Origin of the sequence: Photobacterium kasasachensis, from assembly GCF_050336885.1 — a bacterium.
GTDB lineage: Bacteria > Pseudomonadota > Gammaproteobacteria > Enterobacterales > Vibrionaceae > Photobacterium > Photobacterium kasasachensis.
Map to the genome: position 1 here is coordinate 152,886 of NZ_JAKJSH010000009.1, position 19,081 is coordinate 171,966.

Here is a 19,081-nt window from a genome sequence, read left to right on the forward strand (position 1 = left end):
TAGCAATCGCTTGGCTGACACTATAATTCCGTACTGTGATCTTGGCAGCCTAGGATAAATAACGCCTCTGGCACATTTCTTACGTTTTTATCCTTCCGCTCTGTATTTCCGATGCAAATAAAAATAATCTAAAACAAAACACGCAAACGTTTGCTATTTACAGAAAGATAATTAAAATAGCGCACAAATTTCACCCACTTTCACTTCACCCGGTGTCAGCTTGGATCTGAGTAACAGCAATCACAGATATAACCAGCTTTCACAACGCAGTGCCCATTCAGCGTATTGCAAAGGGATACCGAAGTAAGTCCAAGGAAAAACGGCCATGACCCGCCAGCATAGCGACATCGAAACACCACGAAATTCTGATCTGATCTACCGTCTGGAAGACAGGCCGCCACTGCCACAAACCCTGTTTGCAGCCACCCAGCACTTGCTAGCCATGTTTGTTGCCGTGATCACCCCGTCGCTGATCATCTGCCAAGCTCTGGGCGTGCCGGCCAGCGATACCAATACCATCGTCAGTATGTCCCTGTTTGCCTCGGGGCTGGCTTCATTCATCCAAATTCGTACCTTTGGTCCTGTCGGCTCCGGTCTGCTGTCGATTCAGGGTACCAGCTTCAACTTCCTCGGCCCGATTATTGGTGCCGGTCTGGCGCTCAAAGCCGGCGGAGCCGATATCCCAACCATGATGGCCGCCATTTTCGGTACTATCCTGGTTGCCTCGCTGACTGAGGTCTTTATCTCCCGGGTTCTCCAGCATGCCCAGCGCGTGATCACCCCGCTGGTCTCCGGCATCGTGGTGACTCTGATTGGCCTGACCCTGATCCAGATCGGCCTGACGTCAATGGGCGGTGGCTACGCCGCAATTGAAAACGGCAGCTTCGGTAGCCTCGACAACCTGATGCTGGCCGGCACTGTTCTGGGTTTAATCGTACTACTCAACCGGGTCAAGAACCCATATCTGCGAGTTTCATCGATTGTTATCGCGATGGCTGCCGGCACCGTGCTGGCATGGCTGACCGGCATGATCGATACCTCGCGCTCAGCCGATACCGACCTGATAGCCATCCCGCTGCCGATGCAATACGGTCTGGGATTTGACTGGTCGCTGCTGATCCCGCTTGTAATCGTCTTTGCCATCACGTCACTTGAAGCCATCGGCGATATTACCGCAACCTCGGAAACCTCCGAACAACCTGTAGCCGGACCGGTCTACATGAAACGCATCAAAGGCGGGGTACTGGCCGACGGTATCAACTCAGCACTAGCCTCGGTATTAAACAGTTTCCCGAATTCAACCTTCAGCCAGAACAACGGCATCATCCAGCTGACCGGTGTCGCCAGCCGCTATATCGGTTACTTCGTTGCCGGTATGCTGGTACTGCTTGGGCTGTTCCCGGGTGTTGCCAATCTGGTTCAGCTCATCCCGGAGCCGGTCCTGGGCGGCGCAACCATCGTGATGTTCGGTACCATTGCCGCCTCAGGGGTCCGCATTATTTCCCGCTGTGAGCTCGACCGCCGCGCCATTCTGATCATGGCCCTGTCTTTCTCGATGGGCTTGGGCATTGCCCAGAAACCGGAAATTCTCCAGTTCATGCCAGAATGGGTGAAAAGCATCTTATCGTCGGGGATGGCGGCAGGCGGTATCACGGCCATCGTGCTGAATCTGGTACTACCGGAAGAGAATAAATAGTCAAAGAAAGTGTCGCTAACGACATAAGCAATATGCAAATAAAAAGCGAGAGCCTCTTGGCTCTCGCTTTGGTTGTGACGTTTGCTTTTTCAGGGTAAATCCAGGCTTAGCTATTTTTTGCTCACCACCAGCGGCAGGCTCACCTGTACTTTCAGGCCACCGGCACTGCGGTTGGTCACCATGATTGTCCCTTCATGCTGGTCGATGATCCGCTGCACGATAGCCAGACCCAATCCGGTCCCCTCGGCTTCACTGCCCCGGGCAGAATCTCCCCGGGTCAGGGGCTGAAACATCTTGGCGACCTGATCCGGTTCAATCCCGGGACCGTCATCCTCGACACAGAACCAGGCCGTTTTGCGATCAGCGGTCACCCCACTGGAAAGCTTGACCCATCCGTTACCGTAGCGGATCGCATTGACGACCAGATTGGCCACCGAGCGTTTGATCGCCACGCCATTGGCACGCACGATACCGGGAATATCACCCTGCTCGAGTTCAATCTCGCACTCGTAGCCTCCTTCGGCCTCGGCCACTTCCTGCAGCAGGAGATTCAAATCAAGATCTTCCTCTTCCAGCTGCTTGGTCGACTTCAGGTAATCCATAAACTGGCTGATGATCTCGTTACACTCCTCGGTGTCCTTAATCATGCTCTCGGCCAGATAGCCGTCTTCCGGCGACATCATTTCAGTAGCCAGACGGATCCGGGTCAGCGGGGTGCGCAAGTCATGGCTGACCCCGGCCAGCAACAGTGCCCGGTCATCTTCCAGCTGCTTGATCCCCTCGGACATCCGATTAAACGACTTAGTTACCGCACGGATTTCCGATGCCCCTCTTTCCGGCAGGTGGGGCGGCGTTTCACCACGGGCCACCTGAAGCGCCGCCTGCTCCAACGCAACCAAAGGCCGGTTCTGGATCCGAATAAAGAGCCAGCCACCGGCAATCACCATAAAGGCAATGATCAAGCTGTAGTGAAACAGGGGCGAGAAATCGTCTTCCTGCAGCTCCGACAACGGGATCCGCATAAAGTAGCCTGGCATCGCATCGCACCGCATCCACAGCACATAGCTATCAGCGCCCAACACCAACCGCACCTCGGTAGGCGCACCAAGCTCACGGGTCATCTCCTCGCTGAGGTACTCGATACGGGTTGCCTGCTCATACTCGCTGAGATCAGGGCTGTCCTCGAGGTGCAGCGTTACTCCGAGCTGCTCGAGCAACTGCCGACGAACCGGGGGATCGAGGTGGAAGGTCTTGCCGTCGGCAAGCTCGACATCCTCACGCAGCATCAGCCGCACTTCATAGGCCAGAATACGGTTGAACTGCTGCAAGCTGGGCAACAGCGCATAATTCAGGACTGCCAGATAGGAAAAAATCTGGCTGGCAATCAGCAAGCCAGCCAGAAGAATAAGTGTACGGGTAAATGTACTGCGCGGTGACATCCGCATCATGGTTGCCTCACTTAGGCCTCGCTACCGTCAGGAACGAATACGTACCCTAGCCCCCACACTGTCTGGATATAGCGTGGACGGCTCGGATCTTCCTCTACCATCCGGCGCAAACGGGAAATCTGTACATCAATCGAACGCTCCATCGCCGAGTACTCACGGCCGCGGGCCATGTTCATCAGCTTGTCGCGGGACATCGGTTCCCGGGCATTGGTAACCAGCGCCTTGAGCACGGCAAACTCACCGGACGTCAGCGGCATCGACTCTTCGCCACGGAACATCTCACGGGTGCCCAGGTTTAGGCGGAAATCACCGAACTCAATGACTTTACTGTCGACACTCGGCGCACCGGGTGCTTCTATGGTCTGGCGACGCAGCACAGCACGGATCCGGGCCAGCAATTCACGCGGATTAAAAGGTTTAGGCAGATAGTCATCAGCCCCTACCTCAAGCCCGACAATACGGTCAACTTCATCGCCTTTGGCGGTCAGCATCAGGACAGGCAACATATTGTTGGCATTACGCAGCCGGCGACAAATAGACAGGCCATCTTCGCCCGGCAGCATCAAATCGAGCACCATCAGATGAAAAGTTTCACGGGATAACAAGCGATCCATCTGCTCACCGTTGGCCACGCTACGTACCTGGAAACCCTGCTCCGACAGATAACGCTCCAACAGTGCGCGTAGGCGCATGTCATCATCAACAACCAGAATCTTGTAATTTTCCTGCATATCTCACCTTACCTGCATCGACAATAGTATCGAAATCTATTCATATCTTACTCGACAACAGCTGATAGACGCTGAACAGTGCTGCTAAATCATACCTCAAATTGTTACAGAGTATGTCGTGTGTTCACCATCCCGGCGGAAAGGTGCGAATTCGATCTAACTTTCACCACCATTTACGTCATCCGCGCCATAACGAGTCAAAGTTAACTCATAAGTCAGGAATATCTCTCCCCACCCATTGATAAATTTGATAATAGAAAAGCTTTCCATATAATCCGACCAAATCAACTATTTGCACTGAGCAAATACGAACAGATAAAAAATGCAGTACAACTGTTTTTATCTGCATCCGGGTGAAAAACATACCCGTGCGACATAGCGACAATACTTCCTCCACTACGTCAAACAAACAGATAAGTACAATATGAACAAATTTACATTCCCTGCTCTTCTTGCCCTTTTTCCTCTTAGCCTGCACGCCGCGGACTTTAATGCAATCTCAAACTTCGGCGATAGCCTGTCCGATATGGGCAACAAACACCTTATCACTGTCGATATGAATCAGGCGACCTCCGGCAATATCGGTATCCGCGCATTGGAACCCAACGTCAATGGCCGATTCAGCAACGGACCGGTCTGGACCGAATACCTGGCGACCTTTCTCGATATGCCAGCCCCGACACGCGCCCACGGCCGCATTGAAAGCACCCTGGTATTAACGGGCCCGGACGGCCAGCAAGTCAGCTACCAATACCAAGATCAGCCGCTGGCCGGGACCAACTGGGCAACCGGTGGGGCCATGTCCGGACCGGGCCGTTTCCTTGATATTGATGCCGCCAACGGCTTCACCGCCAACTCAGGCCTCGACGTGCTGTCAAACAGCGGCCTGCAAATTCAGCAACGCGTTCACAGCAAGGGGCAGTTCAACGGCAGTGAGCTGGTAAGCTATATGAGTGGTACTAACAACTTATGGTTCACCCTGTTTGGCGATCTCGGCCAGAGCGGTGACAAGGCCGCCGCCCTTGCCCTGAAAGATATCGAATCCCTGATTGACGCAGGGGCTACACAAATCCTCGCGGCAAACATTCCAAACTTTGTCGATGCGCCATGGTTTGCCGGCCAGCAAGACAAAGTCACCCAGTTTATCGGCCAGCACAACCAGGCACTCAAAGCCGGTCTGGAAAAACTGGCGTCAAGCAATCCGGACATCGAGATTTTCCACTTCGACGCCTTTGCTGCGTTTGACAAGGTGATCAACGAAGTAAAACAAAACGGCCAGTACCATGATACCGACCTGGCTGTCACCATCACCGATGTCACCGGTGAAGCCTACAGCTATGCTACCGGCAAGGTCATTGCCAAACCGAACAACAACCTGTACTGGGACGGCCTGCACCCGACCACAGCAATGCATAAAGTGATCGCCAAGGATGCCGCCAACCTCGTCAAAGCCGGAATAGCATTATGATTTCACTCAAGTCTATACGTCATCAGATCATACTCGGCGCAGCCAGCTGCCTGTTTTTCTCGCTCGTTGCGGTGCTTCTGGTCGGACTGAAATACTCCGGCCAACTAGAGGACATGGTGCACAGCAAAACCTATAACTTTGCTGACAGTACGCTGACCGAACTGCTGGAGGAAACCAGCAAGTTTCATTCCGAGCAGATCCAAAACCAGCTCTCGGTAGCGATGAACTCGGCAGAAGCCATGGCCAGTGTCGTCTCGGGGATGGCAGGGTCGACTGACAAGCCAAACAGACTGAGCCGTGAAGACCTCTCGCTGATGGTCCGTGATCTGCTGGCCGGTAACCAGAAGTTCCTGGGGGCCTATATCGCTTTCGAGCCCGACGCCTGGGATGGCAAAGATTCGACCTATGAGGCCATCGACGGCAAGGGCCAGTTCAACGTCTACTGGACCCGCGGCAGCGATAACCAGCTCAAGCCCTCGGCAGTAGATTCCGATCGCTTTTATATCCAGGACCAGACCAAAACAGGTACCCGCGTCAGCGAATGGTATCTCTGCCCGCTGGAAACCGGGCGCAGCTGTCTGATCGACCCCTGGGCCTATGATGTACAAGGCAAGCAGGTGCTGATGGCCAACCTAGTCACCCCGATCAAGGCCAACGGCCGTACTATCGGTATGCTCGGCATCGATTTGTCGGTCAACTTTATCAACGAGCTGGCACTCAAGCTCCAGCGCGATAAATTCGGTCCGAACTCCCATGTCAGCATTATCACCTACCGCGGGGTGGTCGCCGGAGACACCAACCCGGTCTCCCCGCTCGGTGAGGTGCTGTCTGACTGGAGCCAGCGCAAAGCCCAGTTCCAGGCCGGAAAGCAAGTCTGGAACTCGACAGAGGAATTCTCCAGCCTGGTGACACCAATCCGGGTCGGTAATACCGATACACCGTGGATGCTGTGGATCTCGGTCCCCAAGGCCGAGCTGCTAGCGGACATTAATGCCCTGCAGCGCGAGCTGAACAGCTCGTTCGGCGACTTCCTCAACAGCCAGCTGATTGCAGGCGTGGTGATCTCCCTCTTTGCCCTTGCTGTGCTCTATCTGATGGCCAAGCGGATTTCCACACCAATTCAGCAAGTGGTGGATATCGTCCGCCAGCTCGGTCAGGCCGGCGGCGATCTGACCTATCGCCTGAATGTCACCAGAAAAGACGAAACCGGTTCGCTGATGCACGGGCTTAACACCCTCATGGCCTCATTGCAGGGGATGATCCGCGATATTGCCGGCTCGGTAGAAAATCTGAAGTTGTCTGCCAATCGCTCGGCCGGTATCGCCGAAACCTCGCACCAGGGCGTGCAGCAACAACGCCAGGAGCTGGAACAAGTCGCTACCGCCATCAATGAGATGGCCTGTACTGCCAGCGAGGTCGCTAACAATGTGGCCAATACCGCCAGCTCAGTAGAAGAAGCCAACCAGGCGATTACACGCTGTAGCGACGTGGTCAATGACAGTGCCAGCATGATCAGCCAGCTCGGAGAGGAGATGGAACGCTCCACGGAGACCATTGTTGAGCTGGAGACCCAGAGCCACCAGATCAGCAGCATTCTCGAGGTCATTCGCAGCATTTCCGATCAGACCAACTTGCTGGCGTTAAATGCCGCAATTGAAGCCGCACGTGCCGGCGAGCACGGTCGCGGGTTTGCCGTTGTTGCCGATGAGGTACGCCAGTTGGCTTCCAAGACGCAGAACTCGACGGAAGAAATCCAGCAGATGATCGACCGCTTCCAGAGCCAGATACAGCTGACAGTTGAAGCGATTTCCAACGGCCAGACCTACAGTCGCAACAGCATCGAAAGCAGTCGCACCGCGGTCATGGAGCTTGAGGCGTTGATGGCAACCACCTCGACCATGCAGGAGATGGTCTGCCAAATCGCTACCGCGGCTGAGGAGCAGCATCAGGTCACAGAGGATATCAACCGTAATATCAGTGCGATCACAGATATCACCGTCAAGGCCGCCCAGAGTGCAGAAACTTCCAGCCAGGAGGCAAAGGGGATGCTGACACAAACCAGCGACGTGGAAGATAAGCTAAACAAGTTTAAATACTAACGTTTATCTGGTCGATTGTTACCCTACCAACCAAAGGCGAGAGGATTTCAATATCTCTCGCCTTTTCTTTTCTCTTTTCTTCTTTCTTTTCCAGCTTATTCGCCGCTTTCCTGAAGAAGCCGAATCATGATGAAACAGTCGCAATTCGAGCGCGAAGATTGACCTCACCGTCAAAGCGTTAGAAGATTTATCCAGCCTACAACCAGATTTGGATCCACACCATGAAAACCAACCTGATTACGCGCGAGGGATATACCAAGCTCAGAGAGGAGTTAGACTTCCTGTGGAAGGAAGAACGGCCGGAAGTGACCAAGAAAGTCACCTGGGCAGCCAGCCTGGGCGATCGCAGCGAAAACGCTGACTACCAGTACAACAAGAAGCGCCTGCGGGAAATTGATCGCCGGGTACGCTTTTTGCGCAAACGGCTGGAAATCGTCCAGGTCGTTGACTATTCCCCGCAGCAGGACGGCAAAGTCTTCTTCGGTGCCTGGGTCGAGATCGAGAACGATGACGGCGAAACAAAAACCTTCCGCATTGTCGGCCCGGATGAAATCTATGGCCGAAATGACTATATCTCCATCGACTCGCCGATGGCGAGGGCGCTGCTGAAAAAAGAGGTCGACGACGAGTTCGAGGTCAACACCCCGGCTGGCAGGAAGGAATGGTTCGTCAACAGCATCCGCTATACCTGACAGCTCACTACAAGCTCGTTACTGCGCATATTCCCGGTCTTGCAACTGTTCGCAGCACAGGGCATAGAATGCATTGGCCGCCGGCGAAATGTGGCGGTCAAACAGACGGAAAATCCCAATCTGCCGCTCCACTTTAGGATCGACCAGAGGCCGCCACACCAGCGGCGTTTCGGTCTCGGGAAACGCCAGCTTAGGCAGTGTCGTCACCCCAATCCCTAGCGACAATACCGAAAACAAAGAGGTAATGTTTTCTACCGTATACAACGCACTTTCGCTCAGGACCCGGGCCGGTGTCGGATCCAGCAGCTTACAGGTGCCATTTTTGATAAACGGATACGCCGTGACCTGGCGCCACTTCACCCCGTCGGCCATTGCCGCGATGGGATGATCCTGCAAGCACACCACCCCCAGCCGATCAGACAGCAAAGGCGTAAAATCAATCCGCTCGTCGTTAACATGCAGGCAGTTGCCTAGCGCCAGGTCAACTTCCCCGGCCAGCAGCCTTGCCTCGACCCCGGCGGCATTGTCGTCAACCAGCGATACCTCGACCTGCGGATAGCTGGTACTGAACTGTGCCAACACCTTGGGGATCAGCTTTGCCGCCACCGACGGCACGCAGGCAATCCTAACCTGCCCCTGCTGGCCGATAGCCGCCGCCCGCAAGTCGCTATCCAGCGCCTGATATAACCGAAGAAACTGATCAACTTTCGGCAGACAGACCTCGCCATAAGGGGTCAGTTTGGCTTTATGGCCAGACTCAAACAAAGGCTGGCCAAGGATTTTTTCCAGCTCTTTGACCGACGTCGACAGCGCTGCCTGCGAACGGTTCGCCTTGGCGGAAGCCGCCCGAAAGCCCCCCTCCTGCACAACCAGCGAAAAGTGCTTCAGCTGCTGTAGCTTCATATCCATACCATTGTCCTTATTGATACCTGCAACGCGATCAATTCACCGCCTCTTTTGATAAAAAAAACTTATCAAGTGTCAGAAATAAACCATTCGATTTATCACCCTATTATGTGCATTATTTAACCATATTGAAACATTCTCGTTACATTACAGGTGAGATATGTCAGCCACAGCAAAGAAAGCCGTCCCTACATCACTGTTTGCCTCGAAGGCTCCCCTGGAGTGGGCTGTCGTCAACAACGGCACCCTATACACCGCACAGATACCTATCGATCAATCCGGCAGCGTCGTCGAGGGCGGAATTGAAGCCCAGACTCGCCAGACCCTGGATAACCTGGTTCACACCCTGGAGTGTGCTGGTGTCTCGACCGATGCCGTCCTCCAGGTACTGATTTATGTGACCGACCGTAGCTACCTGGCTACCGTCAACAAGATTTACGCCGATTATTTCAACGCCCCTTACCCTAACCGTGCCGCCGTTGTTGTTGCCGGGCTGGCACGGGAAGAGATGCTTGTCGAACTGGTCGTCTACGCTGCCGTCGGTGATCAATGACAGACAGATCTAGCACTACGAATAAAGGTTGATCAGAAACCCAGATCAGATCACGCACTATTTCAAGGACAGTCCCATGACATTTGACGCAGAAAAAGCCCTCTATATTGCCGGTGAGTGGCAGTCAGGCACAACGACTATCAGCAACATCAACCCGTCTGATATCAGCAAGAACCTCGGAGAATTTGCCCAGGCCAGCCAGCAGCAGGTTCAGCACGCTATCGATGCCGCCAGAGCGGCACAGCCCGAGTGGGAAAAAACGCCGCTGGAGCAAAAACAAAAAGTCCTGCAGGGCATTGGCGACGAGCTGATCGCCCGCTGCGACGAGCTCGGCACTTTGCTGTCGAGCGAAGAAGGCAAGCCCTTTGCCGAAGGGCGCGGAGAACTCTACCGGGCTGGCCAGTTCTTCCAGTACTACGCGGCCGAAGTTCTGCGTCAGATGGGTGACATTGCCGAGTCTGTTCGTCCGGGTGTCTCGGTCGAAGTCAGCCGGGAAGCCGTCGGCGTCGTGGCTATCATTTCGCCCTGGAACTTCCCGACAGCCACAGCGGCCTGGAAAATTGCCCCGGCACTGGCCTTCGGCAACAGCGTGATCTGGAAGCCGGCCAACCTGACTCCGGCCAGTGCCGTTGCCCTGACTGAAATTATTCACCGCCAGGGCCTGCCGGCAGGGGCCTTCAACCTGGTACTCGGCAGTGGTTCCGAGGTTGGCAACACCCTGATCAACTCCGAGCAAATCAATGCCGTCAGCTTCACCGGCTCGGTTGATACCGGCCGCAAGGTCGCTGCCGCCACGGCACCCAACTTTGTTCGCTGTCAGCTTGAAATGGGCAGCAAAAACGCCCTGGTCGTTGCCGACGATGCCGATATCCACACAGCTGTCGAGGCAACCATCATGGGTTCCTTCTCCGGCGCCGGCCAGAAATGCACTGCCTCGTCACGGCTGGTAGTGGTTGACAGCATCCATGATGCCTATGTCGAGGCACTCATCAAGCGCATGAGTACGCTCAAAATCGGCCATGCCCTCGAAGACGGGGTGTTCATGGGGCCGGTAGTCGATGGCAACCAGCTGCAGTCAAACCTGGACTGGATTGAAAAGGCCCGCCAGCACGGTGCCGAACTGGCCTTCGGTGGCGAAAAGCTCAGCCTGGAACATGACGGCTACTACATGGCACCCACCCTATTCCTTGGTACCGAGAACCACTGGGACGTCAACCAGGAAGAAGTCTTTGCCCCGATGGCCAGTGTTATTCGTGTCGCCGATCTGGATGAAGCCATTGCCACGGTCAACGATACTCGCTTCGGCCTGACTGGCGGCATTATTACCCAGAGCCTGCGAACCAGTGCCTTATTCAAGCAACAGGCGCAAACGGGATGCGTCATGGTGAACCTGCCAACGGCAGGTACGGACTATCATGTCCCGTTCGGTGGCCGCAAGCAGTCAAGCTTTGGTCCCCGCGAGCAGGGCCAGTACGCCAAAGAGTTCTACACCGTAGTGAAAACTGCCTACCAGCGCCCTTACTAAGGAGCTTTTATGTATCAGGATCGCATCATCATCGACGGGCTGCAGTACTGCAACTGGGATCGGGCCTACTTTGAAACGTTGAAGGCCAGCGGGATCACCGCGGTACATGCCACGTTGGTGTATCACGAAACCGCCCGTGAGACCCTCACCCGTTTTGCCGAGTGGAACCTCCACTTCGAGCAGCACAGTGACCTTATCATGCCAGTGATGAGCATGGCCGATATCGAAACGGCCAAGGAAACAGGAAAGGTCGGTATCTTTTTCGGGGCCCAGAATTGCTCGCCGATTGATGATGAAATCGGCCTGATCGAAGTCATGCGCAAGCAGGGGCTGCTGATCATGCAGCTTACCTACAACAACCAGAGCCTGCTGGCGACGGGTTGCTATGAGCAGGAAGACAGCGGGGTCACCCGCTTTGGCAAGCAGGCCATCGCGGAGATGAACCGGGTCGGGATGATCATCGATATGTCACACAGTGCCGAGCGCTCGACCCTCGAGGCGATTGACCTGTCAACCCGGCCAATCTGTATCAGCCATGCCAACCCGGCCTCGGCCCACGACGCGCTGCGCAACAAATCCGACGAGGTCATCAAGTCGCTGGCCAGCCGCGGCGGATTACTCGGCTTCAGCCTCTACCCGTTTCACCTGCCGGACGGCAGCCAGTGCTCGCTAGAACGCTTCTGTCAAATGATTGCCGACACCGCTGAGCTGATCGGGGTGGAACACCTGGGTATCGGCAGCGATCTTTGCCTCAACCAACCGCAGGCAGTACTGGAGTGGATGCGCAACGGCCGCTGGTCGAAGGCCATGGACTATGGCGAAGGCTCGTCCAGCAATGCCGGCTGGCCGGATGCTCTGCCCTGGTTCTGTGACAACAAAGGGATGGAAAATATCTATAACGGCTTGTTGAAACAAGGATTCAGCGACACGGAAACAAGCCAGATCATGGGAGGAAACTGGTTCAGCTTCCTGAAAGACGGCCTCGCGCCCGCCAAATAACTGACCGCCTGCCCATAACTATACTCTTACGCAGGCCATCACCATTACGTTTTTTGCCCATGCAAATCCGATAACGTCTGGAGACATTGTATGTCCGACATCATGAACACAGCTAAAGCACAGCCTATGACCCGTCATCCATCGGCAAAGCAGCAAACCGCATCAGACAAGCTGGGACTTAAAAGCCCGGTGCAATGGCTGAGCGGTGGGTTTATCGCCCTGTTTGTTGCCCTCGCCCTGTATGACAATGCCCTGCTCTCCACCTTCGTCAATACCGGCTTTTCCTGGTCGGTCACCTTTTTCGGCCCGTACTGGCAAATCTTGCTGCTACTGACCTTTTTGATCGGCCTGGCCCTTGCGGCCGGTAAAACCGGCCATGTCAGACTGGGCAGCCTGGATACACCGGAAATCGACAGCTTCCGCTGGATAGCCATCCTGCTCTGCACCCTGCTCGCCGGCGGCGGCGTATTCTGGGCGGCGGCAGAGCCGATTGCCCACTATGTCAGCCCGCCGCCGCTGTATGGCGTGCCTGACAGCCCATGGCAGACCGCCATCAATGCCTTGTCGCAGTCGTTCATGCACTGGGGATTCCTGGCCTGGGCCATTACCGGCAGCCTGACGTCCATCGTCCTGATGCACCTGCACTATGACAAAGGACTGCCGCTTCAGCCTCGCACTCTGCTGTACCCATTGCTGGGTGAGCGCGCACTGAAAGGGGCGATGGGCAACACCATCGATGCCTGCTGTATCATTGCAGTTGCGGCCGGCACAATCGGTCCTATCGGTTTCCTTGGCCTGCAAATCAGCTTCGCCCTGAACTCATTATTCGATATTCCCGATGGCTTCACCACCCAGTTCATCATTATCCTTTTTGCCATCGCGATCTATACGCTGTCTGCACTGAGCGGGCTGAACCGCGGGATCCAGTTCCTGAGTCGCTGGAACATCATTCTGGCCGTCGCGCTGATGGCCTACCTGCTACTGGTTGGCCCGACCGGCTTTATTATTAACGGCTACCTGCAAGGCGTCGGTGCCATGCTCGACAACTTTGTGCCTATGGCAACCTACCGCGGTGACGAAGGCTGGCTCAGCTGGTGGACGGTATTCTTCTGGGGCTGGTTCCTGGGTTACGGTCCGATGATGGCCATCTTTATCTCCCGAATTTCACGCGGCCGCACTATTCGCCAGCTGGTTATGACCCTGAGCATTATTGCTCCGCTGATCACCTGTTTCTGGTTCACTATCGTCGGCGGCTCCGGGATTGCCTTTGAAATTGCCGATCCGGGCTCGGTAAGCAAAGCCTTCGAAGGCTTCAACCTGCCTGGTGCCCTGCTGGCCATCACCCAGCAACTACCGTTCCCGTTAATTGTTTCTATCCTGTTTCTGATCCTGACGACTATCTTTATCGTCACCACCGGGGACTCGATGACCTATACCATCAGTGTCGTGATCAGCGGCGAGACAGAGCCCAATGCGTTTATTCGTACTTTCTGGGGGATCATGATGGGACTGACAGCAATCATCCTGATTTCGCTCGGTTCGGGCGGTGTCTCTGCCCTGCAGTCCTTCATAGTCATTACCGCAGTGCCTGTTTCACTCATCTTGCTGCCGTCACTCTGGGACGCGCCAAAGCTGGCACTCAAGATGGCAAAGGAACAAGGCTTATAAGCCGCACTACCCTACACCACGCTTTACAGCTAAGGTCAGGCAGCCTGTCGAGCTGCCTTCCATAATAATAGTGAGCCGTCACCGGCTCAGACAACTTGGATATGGTGAGCAAAATGGATGCACATCGTTGTACTGGAACCCAACCACAACTTCGTCACCCGGATACCGTCATGGCCCCGGAGCGACTAGGCGCCATGCATCAGACCCGGATCAGCTTCGTCAGGAGCCTGATCCGCCGGATGGCCAATCAGCACTGGCAAGTTAGCCAATATCGCTGGGCTTTGTCCGAGCTCGGATTCGGTACGGCGATCTATCGCCTGCAAACACCCGAGAACCACTACCATCTGGTAGTCTTTTCCGATGCCATCGCCGATGAAGAGCGTAACGACCGGGTTATCGCGGAAAAGTGGGATATCACTTTCGCCCTGGTACAAGGCGATGTAGACGATGCGCTATTGACCCAGCTGCAAAGCAATGTGCCGCTCCAGGAAGCCGGCCGCAATTCCAGCAAAGTGCTCGTACTTGCTCGAGCCAACAAAAGCGTCCGGGTGTTTGACCATCTGGTCGAAGCCCTGTCCCGGGGCCGCCAGCCTGACAGCCAGGTACTTGCCAGTGTCGGCTATATTCTGCGTACCACTGCCGTCTACGGTAACGGCAAGTTCGGTATTGCCGACTTCGAGATTTTAAAAAACAACTGCGACTTCAACCTCTCCTTCAGCGCCCAGATGTGCGCCGTATATATGTTGCGCCAGTTCAGCCTCGACTGGATCCACTTTCTTGCCAGGCAGCAAGGTGGCGACGAGGCTGTCGAGCTGGCACGTCCCCTCCAGCGGTACCTGGGTGTCGGCAATGCAACCGGACTGGGCATGGCACCTTACCTCATCAACCACCCCCGCATCGTCGACCAGTGGTTGTCCGAGCGAGAAAAAGCCGTTGCTGCTATCAGCAATAAGGCAGTGACTCCGGCGGGTTGCGAGACAATAATTCCGCTGCTCCAGCGTGCCTGTCTGCACCTGCAGCAGGTCGTCACGATTGACGATCACCAGCGGGCATTGAACCATCAGGCTGTCAGTGACATCGAAGCTGTGATCAGCTCGCTGCACGTCGCCGCCAAGCAGCGCAGCACTTGGCAGCACTGGCTGGAGCAGAACCAACGCTATAGCTACGAGGCACAGGAAATTGCCCTGGCCTGCCTGCTGGAGCTCTACCCTGAGGATATCGACAACTTCGAAAACACCATGAATGCCGATGAGAACCTAGTCCTGAGTCCGGGTATTACCGTCAGTGATCTGCAGCAACTGCTCGCTACCCGGTACCGCTGGGCGCTGGACATCGATTTCAATCAGCCGGAAAACACCTACTGGTTCTGGTACCGTTCGGAGGACAAAGAAGAACCGCGAATGGGTATTCGAGGTCAGGAACCAGGTGAAGACCGAGAGCTCGGGCTCGATATTGCCCGTCAGGTTTACCGCTTAAACCAGGCACTATCAGCAGAATCCGGCCAATGCTCGCTGGCGGAGTTTCTGCTCAAGCAGCCACAGTTCCGCTCCATCGCCCGTAGAGCCTGGACCCTGGGCCATTGCCCGATGGGCGACATTCAGATGAACGTGCTCAGCCAGACGGCACTGCCAATGCATCTTCTACGCTGCAAGCTGGCCATGTTTGGTGCCACCAAGTTTGACCCGCGCTCGGATCGCTGGGTACGGGTGACCTTTTTCCAGGGCGCGCCCCTTTGCGATGAAATACATGACGGCGAATGGTTATTCCCGCTACTGCCAGTCAACGACATCACTACCGACGCAGCTACCGACACCACTGCCAACACAAGCTCTCAGCCGGAGGACAACGCATGATGCAAGTCTCACACAACGAACTGGTCGTACTGACAGGCAAAGCCTTTACCGGCCTGCGACGCAGCTGTGGTGAAGCCGACATGATAGCCAATATGGTTGCCGACCTGGAAATGGTCGGCCTCAACGGCGTCGAACACTTCGTCAAGGCGCTGGACTTTCTGCAGCAGGAGCGCGACTGTCCGGTGGATGTCGAAGCCACCTCTGAAGCCCAGCTCACAGCCAACCTGCATGGCTGCAGCATTCTCTGCCACCTGCCGACAGTGCTTGATTTCACCCTTGAAAAGCTGATTGGCCGAAACAACATTACCCTCGATATCCAGCAATGCCATAACCGCTGGCTGGCCTTTGGTGAACTGGTCAAGCTGGCAGCCAAGGGGCTATCGGTTAAAGCGACCTGGTATAACGGCCATGATCCCAAGCATGTCGTGTATGTCCTCAACAAAGGCTGCGTTAGCCCCGAGCTATTTGTCTCTGCTCTGCCAGCAAAGCAGCCGTCGTGCCTGCACAGCCTGAGGATTGAGATCAGCACCCAGCCTATCCCGTTGCCTTCCAGCGCCGAGTTCGATCACCATATCTCGTCGCAGACCCTGGCTGAAACCCAGGCGCAAGCCTGGCAGGAAGGCATCACCGTCGATGAAACACACTGGCAGCGGATCAAACAGGCTGCTGGCGCAATCTTGGTCGAATCCAGCGATACCTCCCGCCGCGGTGCTGGTGAATCGGAACCGTCTCTGTAACCCTTTCCCCCGCTTTTCACGAGTTGGTGCCTGTCCTTACCGCTGACTCGTGAGTAAAGCGCGATTCCCCTCGCTCTGAAGCCATATCGTATTCTTGCTCCCAACCGCCTACGCTTAACGGGCACTGACACACTCTTAACAGATCACGCCTTGCTACTCCTCCATTCCTCCGTAGAATGGGCGGGTTAACGACAACCAAGAGATACAACGGATGAGCAACGCTATTAATCAGATGATTGCCAGCGAGCTGAATGTTCGCAACGAGCAAATCACGGCAGCAGTCACTCTGTTAGATGACGGTAACACGGTGCCCTTTATTGCCCGCTACCGTAAGGAAGTCACCGGAGGACTGGACGATACCCAACTTCGTAACCTGGAATCCCGCCTCGGTTACCTGCGCGAGCTGGACGATCGCCGCCAGGTTATCCTCAAATCCATTACCGAGCAGGGCAAGCTGACCCCAGAGCTAGAAGCAGAAATCACCGGGGCCGACAGCAAAACCCGCCTTGAAGATCTGTACCTGCCTTATAAGCCAAAACGCCGTACCAAAGGACAGATTGCCATTGAAGCCGGCCTGGCTCCGCTTGCCGACACCCTGTGGCAGCAACCGAGCCAGGAACCGGAAGCCACAGCAGCAGGCTATGTGGATGCCGACAAGGGCGTGGCCGACACCAAGGCTGCCCTTGATGGTGCCCGTGCCATTTTGATGGAACGCTTTGCCGAAGACGCCGCGCTGCTGGACAAAGTCCGCCGCCACCTGCAAAGCAATGCCGAGCTGACTTCCCGCCTGGTTGATGGCAAAGAGCAGGAAGGCGCCAAGTTCAAGGATTACTTCGAATACAACGAACCGCTGAAAAACATTCCGTCGCACCGTGCCCTGGCCCTGTTCCGAGGCCGGAACGAAGGTTTTCTGCAGCTATCATTGAACGCCGATCCCCAGCAGGAAGAAGGTGTCCGCGGCTCTTACTGCGAAATCATGATTGCCGATCACTATGGCGTGACCCTCGGCAGCCAGCCTGCTGATACCTGGCGCAAACAGGTGATCAGCTGGGCATGGCGGATCAAAATTCTGATGCACATGGAAACCGAGCTGATGAGCGCACTGCGCGAGAAAGCCGAAGACGGTGCGATGCAGGTATTCGCCGACAACCTCAAAGACCTGTTGATGGCAGCGCCGGCCGGGCCGCGTATCACCCTGGCACTGGATCCGGGCCTGCGTACCGGCTGTAAGGTAGCCGTTGTCGATCAGACCGGCAAGCTGCTCGATACTGCCACTATTTACCCGCATCAGCCGCAGCGTCAGGTTGCCCAGTCAGAAGCAACGGTGTTAGCGCTGATCACCAAGCATAACGTCAACCTGATCGCGATTGGTAACGGCACTGCTTCACGTGAAACAGACAGCTTTGTCGCCAACTTGCTCAAAGACAACAACCTGAAAGTCCAGAGCGTCATGGTGAGCGAGGCCGGTGCCTCGGTCTACTCGGCCTCGGAGCTGGCAGCCAACGAGTTCCCTAACCTGGATGTCTCCCTGCGTGGTGCCGTGTCTATCGGCCGCCGCCTGCAGGACCCGCTAGCTGAGCTAGTGAAGATTGACCCGAAATCCATCGGTGTCGGCCAGTACCAGCACGATGTCAGCCAAAGCATGCTGGCCAAGCGTCTGGATGCGGTCGTGGAAGACTGTGTAAACGCCGTCGGTGTCGATGTCAACACCGCCTCACCGGCGCTGCTGACCCGGGTTGCAGGCCTGAACACCACCATTGCCCAGAATATTGTCAGCTACCGCGACGAGAACGGCCGTTTTGATGCCCGTACCACCCTGAAGAAAGTGGCGCGCCTCGGGCCGAAAGCCTTCGAGCAGTGTGCCGGCTTCCTGCGCATCATGAACGGCAAGAACCCGCTCGACAGCTCGGCGGTACACCCTGAATCCTACGCCGTTGTCAAAGCTATTGCCGCCAGCAATGACAAGCCGGTCGATGCCATTATCGGCAACAGCGATTTCCTCCGCGGACTCAAGCCTGCCGACTATACCGATGAGAAGTTCGGCCTGCCGACAGTCACCGATATCATCAGCGAACTGGACAAGCCGGGCCGCGATCCGCGTCCGGAGTTCAAGACAGCTACATTTGCCGAAGGCGTCAACGAGGTCAAAGATCTGATCCCGGGCATGGTACTCGAGGGCGTGATCACCAATGTCACCAACTTCGGGGCCTTCGTCGATGTCGGTGTCCACCAGGACGGACTGGTCCACATCTCGGCGCTGTCTGACAAGTTTGTGTCGGATCCGCGCGAGGTGGTCAAAGCCGGTGATATCGTCAAGGTGAAAGTGATGGAGGTCGACCTGCAACGCAAGCGGATCGGCATGTCGATGCGCCTCAACGATGAGCCGGGACAAGAGAAACCGGCCCGCAAACCGCAAGGCCAGCGCCAGCAGCCTCGTGAACAGCGCCAACCGCGAGGCAATAGCAGCCGCGGTCATCAACAAGGCCAAGGCAATAACAGCGCGATGGGCGGTGCCTTTGCCGCAGCCTTTGCCAACGCGAAAAAGAAATAAGCAGTAACGAAGGGCTAACAACGAGCCTAGAGTGAAAGCAAAAGAGCCAGCATTCTCATGCTGGCTCTTTTTATATGGCTTCTGCAGACCAAGATCCAAAAGTTGCAAGAAGTACTCTGCTCTTGCTTTTCCTCGAACCTGCTCTTTCTAGGGGC

At 55.7% G+C, this 19,081-nt stretch carries 14 protein-coding genes; 11 read left to right on the forward strand and 3 right to left on the reverse strand.

All coding sequences use genetic code 11. The annotated features are described in order from the left end of the window. Positions 1-325 precede the first annotated feature (325 nt). Entirely contained in the window at positions 326-1,696 is a 1,371-nt protein-coding gene (locus tag L4D19_RS14220; protein ID WP_428452992.1) for a uracil-xanthine permease family protein, read from the forward strand. Positions 1,697-1,806: 110 nt separating this feature from the next. On the opposite strand, the gene envZ is transcribed toward L4D19_RS14220, so the two are convergent. Next, the gene (gene envZ, locus L4D19_RS14225) at positions 1,807-3,141 is read right to left on the reverse strand and encodes a two-component system sensor histidine kinase EnvZ (RefSeq protein ID WP_428453070.1); all 1,335 of its coding nucleotides are present in this window, start codon (positions 3,139-3,141) and stop codon (positions 1,807-1,809) included. A 14-nt stretch (positions 3,142-3,155) separates the two neighbouring features. Then, complete coding sequence (gene ompR / locus L4D19_RS14230; protein WP_428452993.1) at positions 3,156-3,875, reverse strand: osmolarity response regulator transcription factor OmpR; 720 nt, start codon at positions 3,873-3,875, stop codon at positions 3,156-3,158. 424 nt (positions 3,876-4,299) lie between these two features. On the opposite strand from ompR, the gene L4D19_RS14235 reads away from it, so the two are divergent. The 3 genes from L4D19_RS14235 (at position 4,300) to greB (ending at position 8,134) form a co-directional block, all read left to right on the forward strand. Then, entirely contained in the window at positions 4,300-5,343 is a 1,044-nt protein-coding gene (locus tag L4D19_RS14235) for an SGNH/GDSL hydrolase family protein (protein WP_428452994.1), read from the forward strand. Beyond that, positions 5,340-7,442 carry a methyl-accepting chemotaxis protein gene (locus L4D19_RS14240; protein ID WP_428452995.1) on the forward strand — a complete coding sequence of 701 codons (2,103 nt, stop codon included), beginning with the start codon at positions 5,340-5,342 and terminating at the stop codon, positions 7,440-7,442. Before L4D19_RS14235 ends, L4D19_RS14240 begins: the two co-directional genes overlap by 4 nt. 221 nt (positions 7,443-7,663) lie before the next feature. Continuing rightward, positions 7,664-8,134: a transcription elongation factor GreB gene (gene greB / locus L4D19_RS14245; protein WP_428452996.1), complete on the forward strand. Its 471-nt coding sequence runs from the start codon at positions 7,664-7,666 to the stop codon at positions 8,132-8,134. An 18-nt stretch (positions 8,135-8,152) separates the two neighbouring features. Here greB and L4D19_RS14250 read toward each other — a convergent pair whose 3' ends face one another. Beyond that, on the reverse strand, positions 8,153-9,043 hold the full coding sequence (locus L4D19_RS14250; protein ID WP_428452997.1) for a LysR family transcriptional regulator: 891 nt from the start codon (positions 9,041-9,043) through the stop codon (positions 8,153-8,155). A 157-nt stretch (positions 9,044-9,200) separates the two neighbouring features. Between L4D19_RS14250 and L4D19_RS14255 the strand changes: the two genes are divergently transcribed. The 7 genes from L4D19_RS14255 to L4D19_RS14285 all read left to right on the forward strand — a co-directional run bounded on the left by L4D19_RS14255 (position 9,201) and on the right by L4D19_RS14285 (position 18,926). Beyond that, positions 9,201-9,593, forward strand: a complete 393-nt coding sequence (locus L4D19_RS14255) for a RidA family protein (RefSeq protein ID WP_428452998.1) — start codon at positions 9,201-9,203, stop codon at positions 9,591-9,593. Positions 9,594-9,669: 76 nt separating this feature from the next. Beyond that, a complete protein-coding gene (locus L4D19_RS14260; RefSeq protein ID WP_428452999.1) occupies positions 9,670-11,118 on the forward strand; it encodes an aldehyde dehydrogenase family protein in 1,449 nt (482 codons plus the stop codon). Positions 11,119-11,127: 9 nt separating this feature from the next. Then, on the forward strand, positions 11,128-12,117 hold the full coding sequence (locus tag L4D19_RS14265; RefSeq protein ID WP_428453000.1) for a membrane dipeptidase: 990 nt from the start codon (positions 11,128-11,130) through the stop codon (positions 12,115-12,117). A 90-nt stretch (positions 12,118-12,207) separates the two neighbouring features. Continuing rightward, a complete protein-coding gene (locus tag L4D19_RS14270; RefSeq protein ID WP_428453001.1) occupies positions 12,208-13,785 on the forward strand; it encodes a BCCT family transporter in 1,578 nt (525 codons plus the stop codon). 113 nt (positions 13,786-13,898) lie between these two features. Next, complete coding sequence (locus tag L4D19_RS14275; RefSeq protein ID WP_428453002.1) at positions 13,899-15,638, forward strand: hypothetical protein; 1,740 nt, start codon at positions 13,899-13,901, stop codon at positions 15,636-15,638. Further along, the gene (locus L4D19_RS14280) at positions 15,638-16,375 is read left to right on the forward strand and encodes a DUF3726 domain-containing protein (protein ID WP_428453071.1); all 738 of its coding nucleotides are present in this window, start codon (positions 15,638-15,640) and stop codon (positions 16,373-16,375) included. Before L4D19_RS14275 ends, L4D19_RS14280 begins: the two co-directional genes overlap by 1 nt. A 211-nt stretch (positions 16,376-16,586) precedes the next feature. Further along, positions 16,587-18,926 (forward strand): Tex family protein, encoded by a 2,340-nt coding sequence (locus L4D19_RS14285; RefSeq protein WP_428453003.1) that lies wholly within the window; start codon positions 16,587-16,589, stop codon positions 18,924-18,926. Positions 18,927-19,081 lie beyond the last annotated feature (155 nt).

Bases quoted from the DNA above. Each gene is read 5' to 3' on its own strand.
- L4D19_RS14220 (WP_428452992.1), top strand. From the start codon at position 326: ATGACCCGCCAGCATAGCGACATCGAAACACCACGAAATTCTGATCTG.
- envZ (WP_428453070.1), bottom strand. From the start codon at position 3,141: ATGCGGATGTCACCGCGCAGTACATTTACCCGTACACTTATTCTTCTG.
- ompR (WP_428452993.1), bottom strand. From the start codon at position 3,875: ATGCAGGAAAATTACAAGATTCTGGTTGTTGATGATGACATGCGCCTA.
- L4D19_RS14235 (WP_428452994.1), top strand. From the start codon at position 4,300: ATGAACAAATTTACATTCCCTGCTCTTCTTGCCCTTTTTCCTCTTAGC.
- L4D19_RS14240 (WP_428452995.1), top strand. From the start codon at position 5,340: ATGATTTCACTCAAGTCTATACGTCATCAGATCATACTCGGCGCAGCC.
- greB (WP_428452996.1), top strand. From the start codon at position 7,664: ATGAAAACCAACCTGATTACGCGCGAGGGATATACCAAGCTCAGAGAG.
- L4D19_RS14250 (WP_428452997.1), bottom strand. From the start codon at position 9,043: ATGGATATGAAGCTACAGCAGCTGAAGCACTTTTCGCTGGTTGTGCAG.
- L4D19_RS14255 (WP_428452998.1), top strand. From the start codon at position 9,201: ATGTCAGCCACAGCAAAGAAAGCCGTCCCTACATCACTGTTTGCCTCG.
- L4D19_RS14260 (WP_428452999.1), top strand. From the start codon at position 9,670: ATGACATTTGACGCAGAAAAAGCCCTCTATATTGCCGGTGAGTGGCAG.
- L4D19_RS14265 (WP_428453000.1), top strand. From the start codon at position 11,128: ATGTATCAGGATCGCATCATCATCGACGGGCTGCAGTACTGCAACTGG.
- L4D19_RS14270 (WP_428453001.1), top strand. From the start codon at position 12,208: ATGTCCGACATCATGAACACAGCTAAAGCACAGCCTATGACCCGTCAT.
- L4D19_RS14275 (WP_428453002.1), top strand. From the start codon at position 13,899: ATGGATGCACATCGTTGTACTGGAACCCAACCACAACTTCGTCACCCG.
- L4D19_RS14280 (WP_428453071.1), top strand. From the start codon at position 15,638: ATGCAAGTCTCACACAACGAACTGGTCGTACTGACAGGCAAAGCCTTT.
- L4D19_RS14285 (WP_428453003.1), top strand. From the start codon at position 16,587: ATGAGCAACGCTATTAATCAGATGATTGCCAGCGAGCTGAATGTTCGC.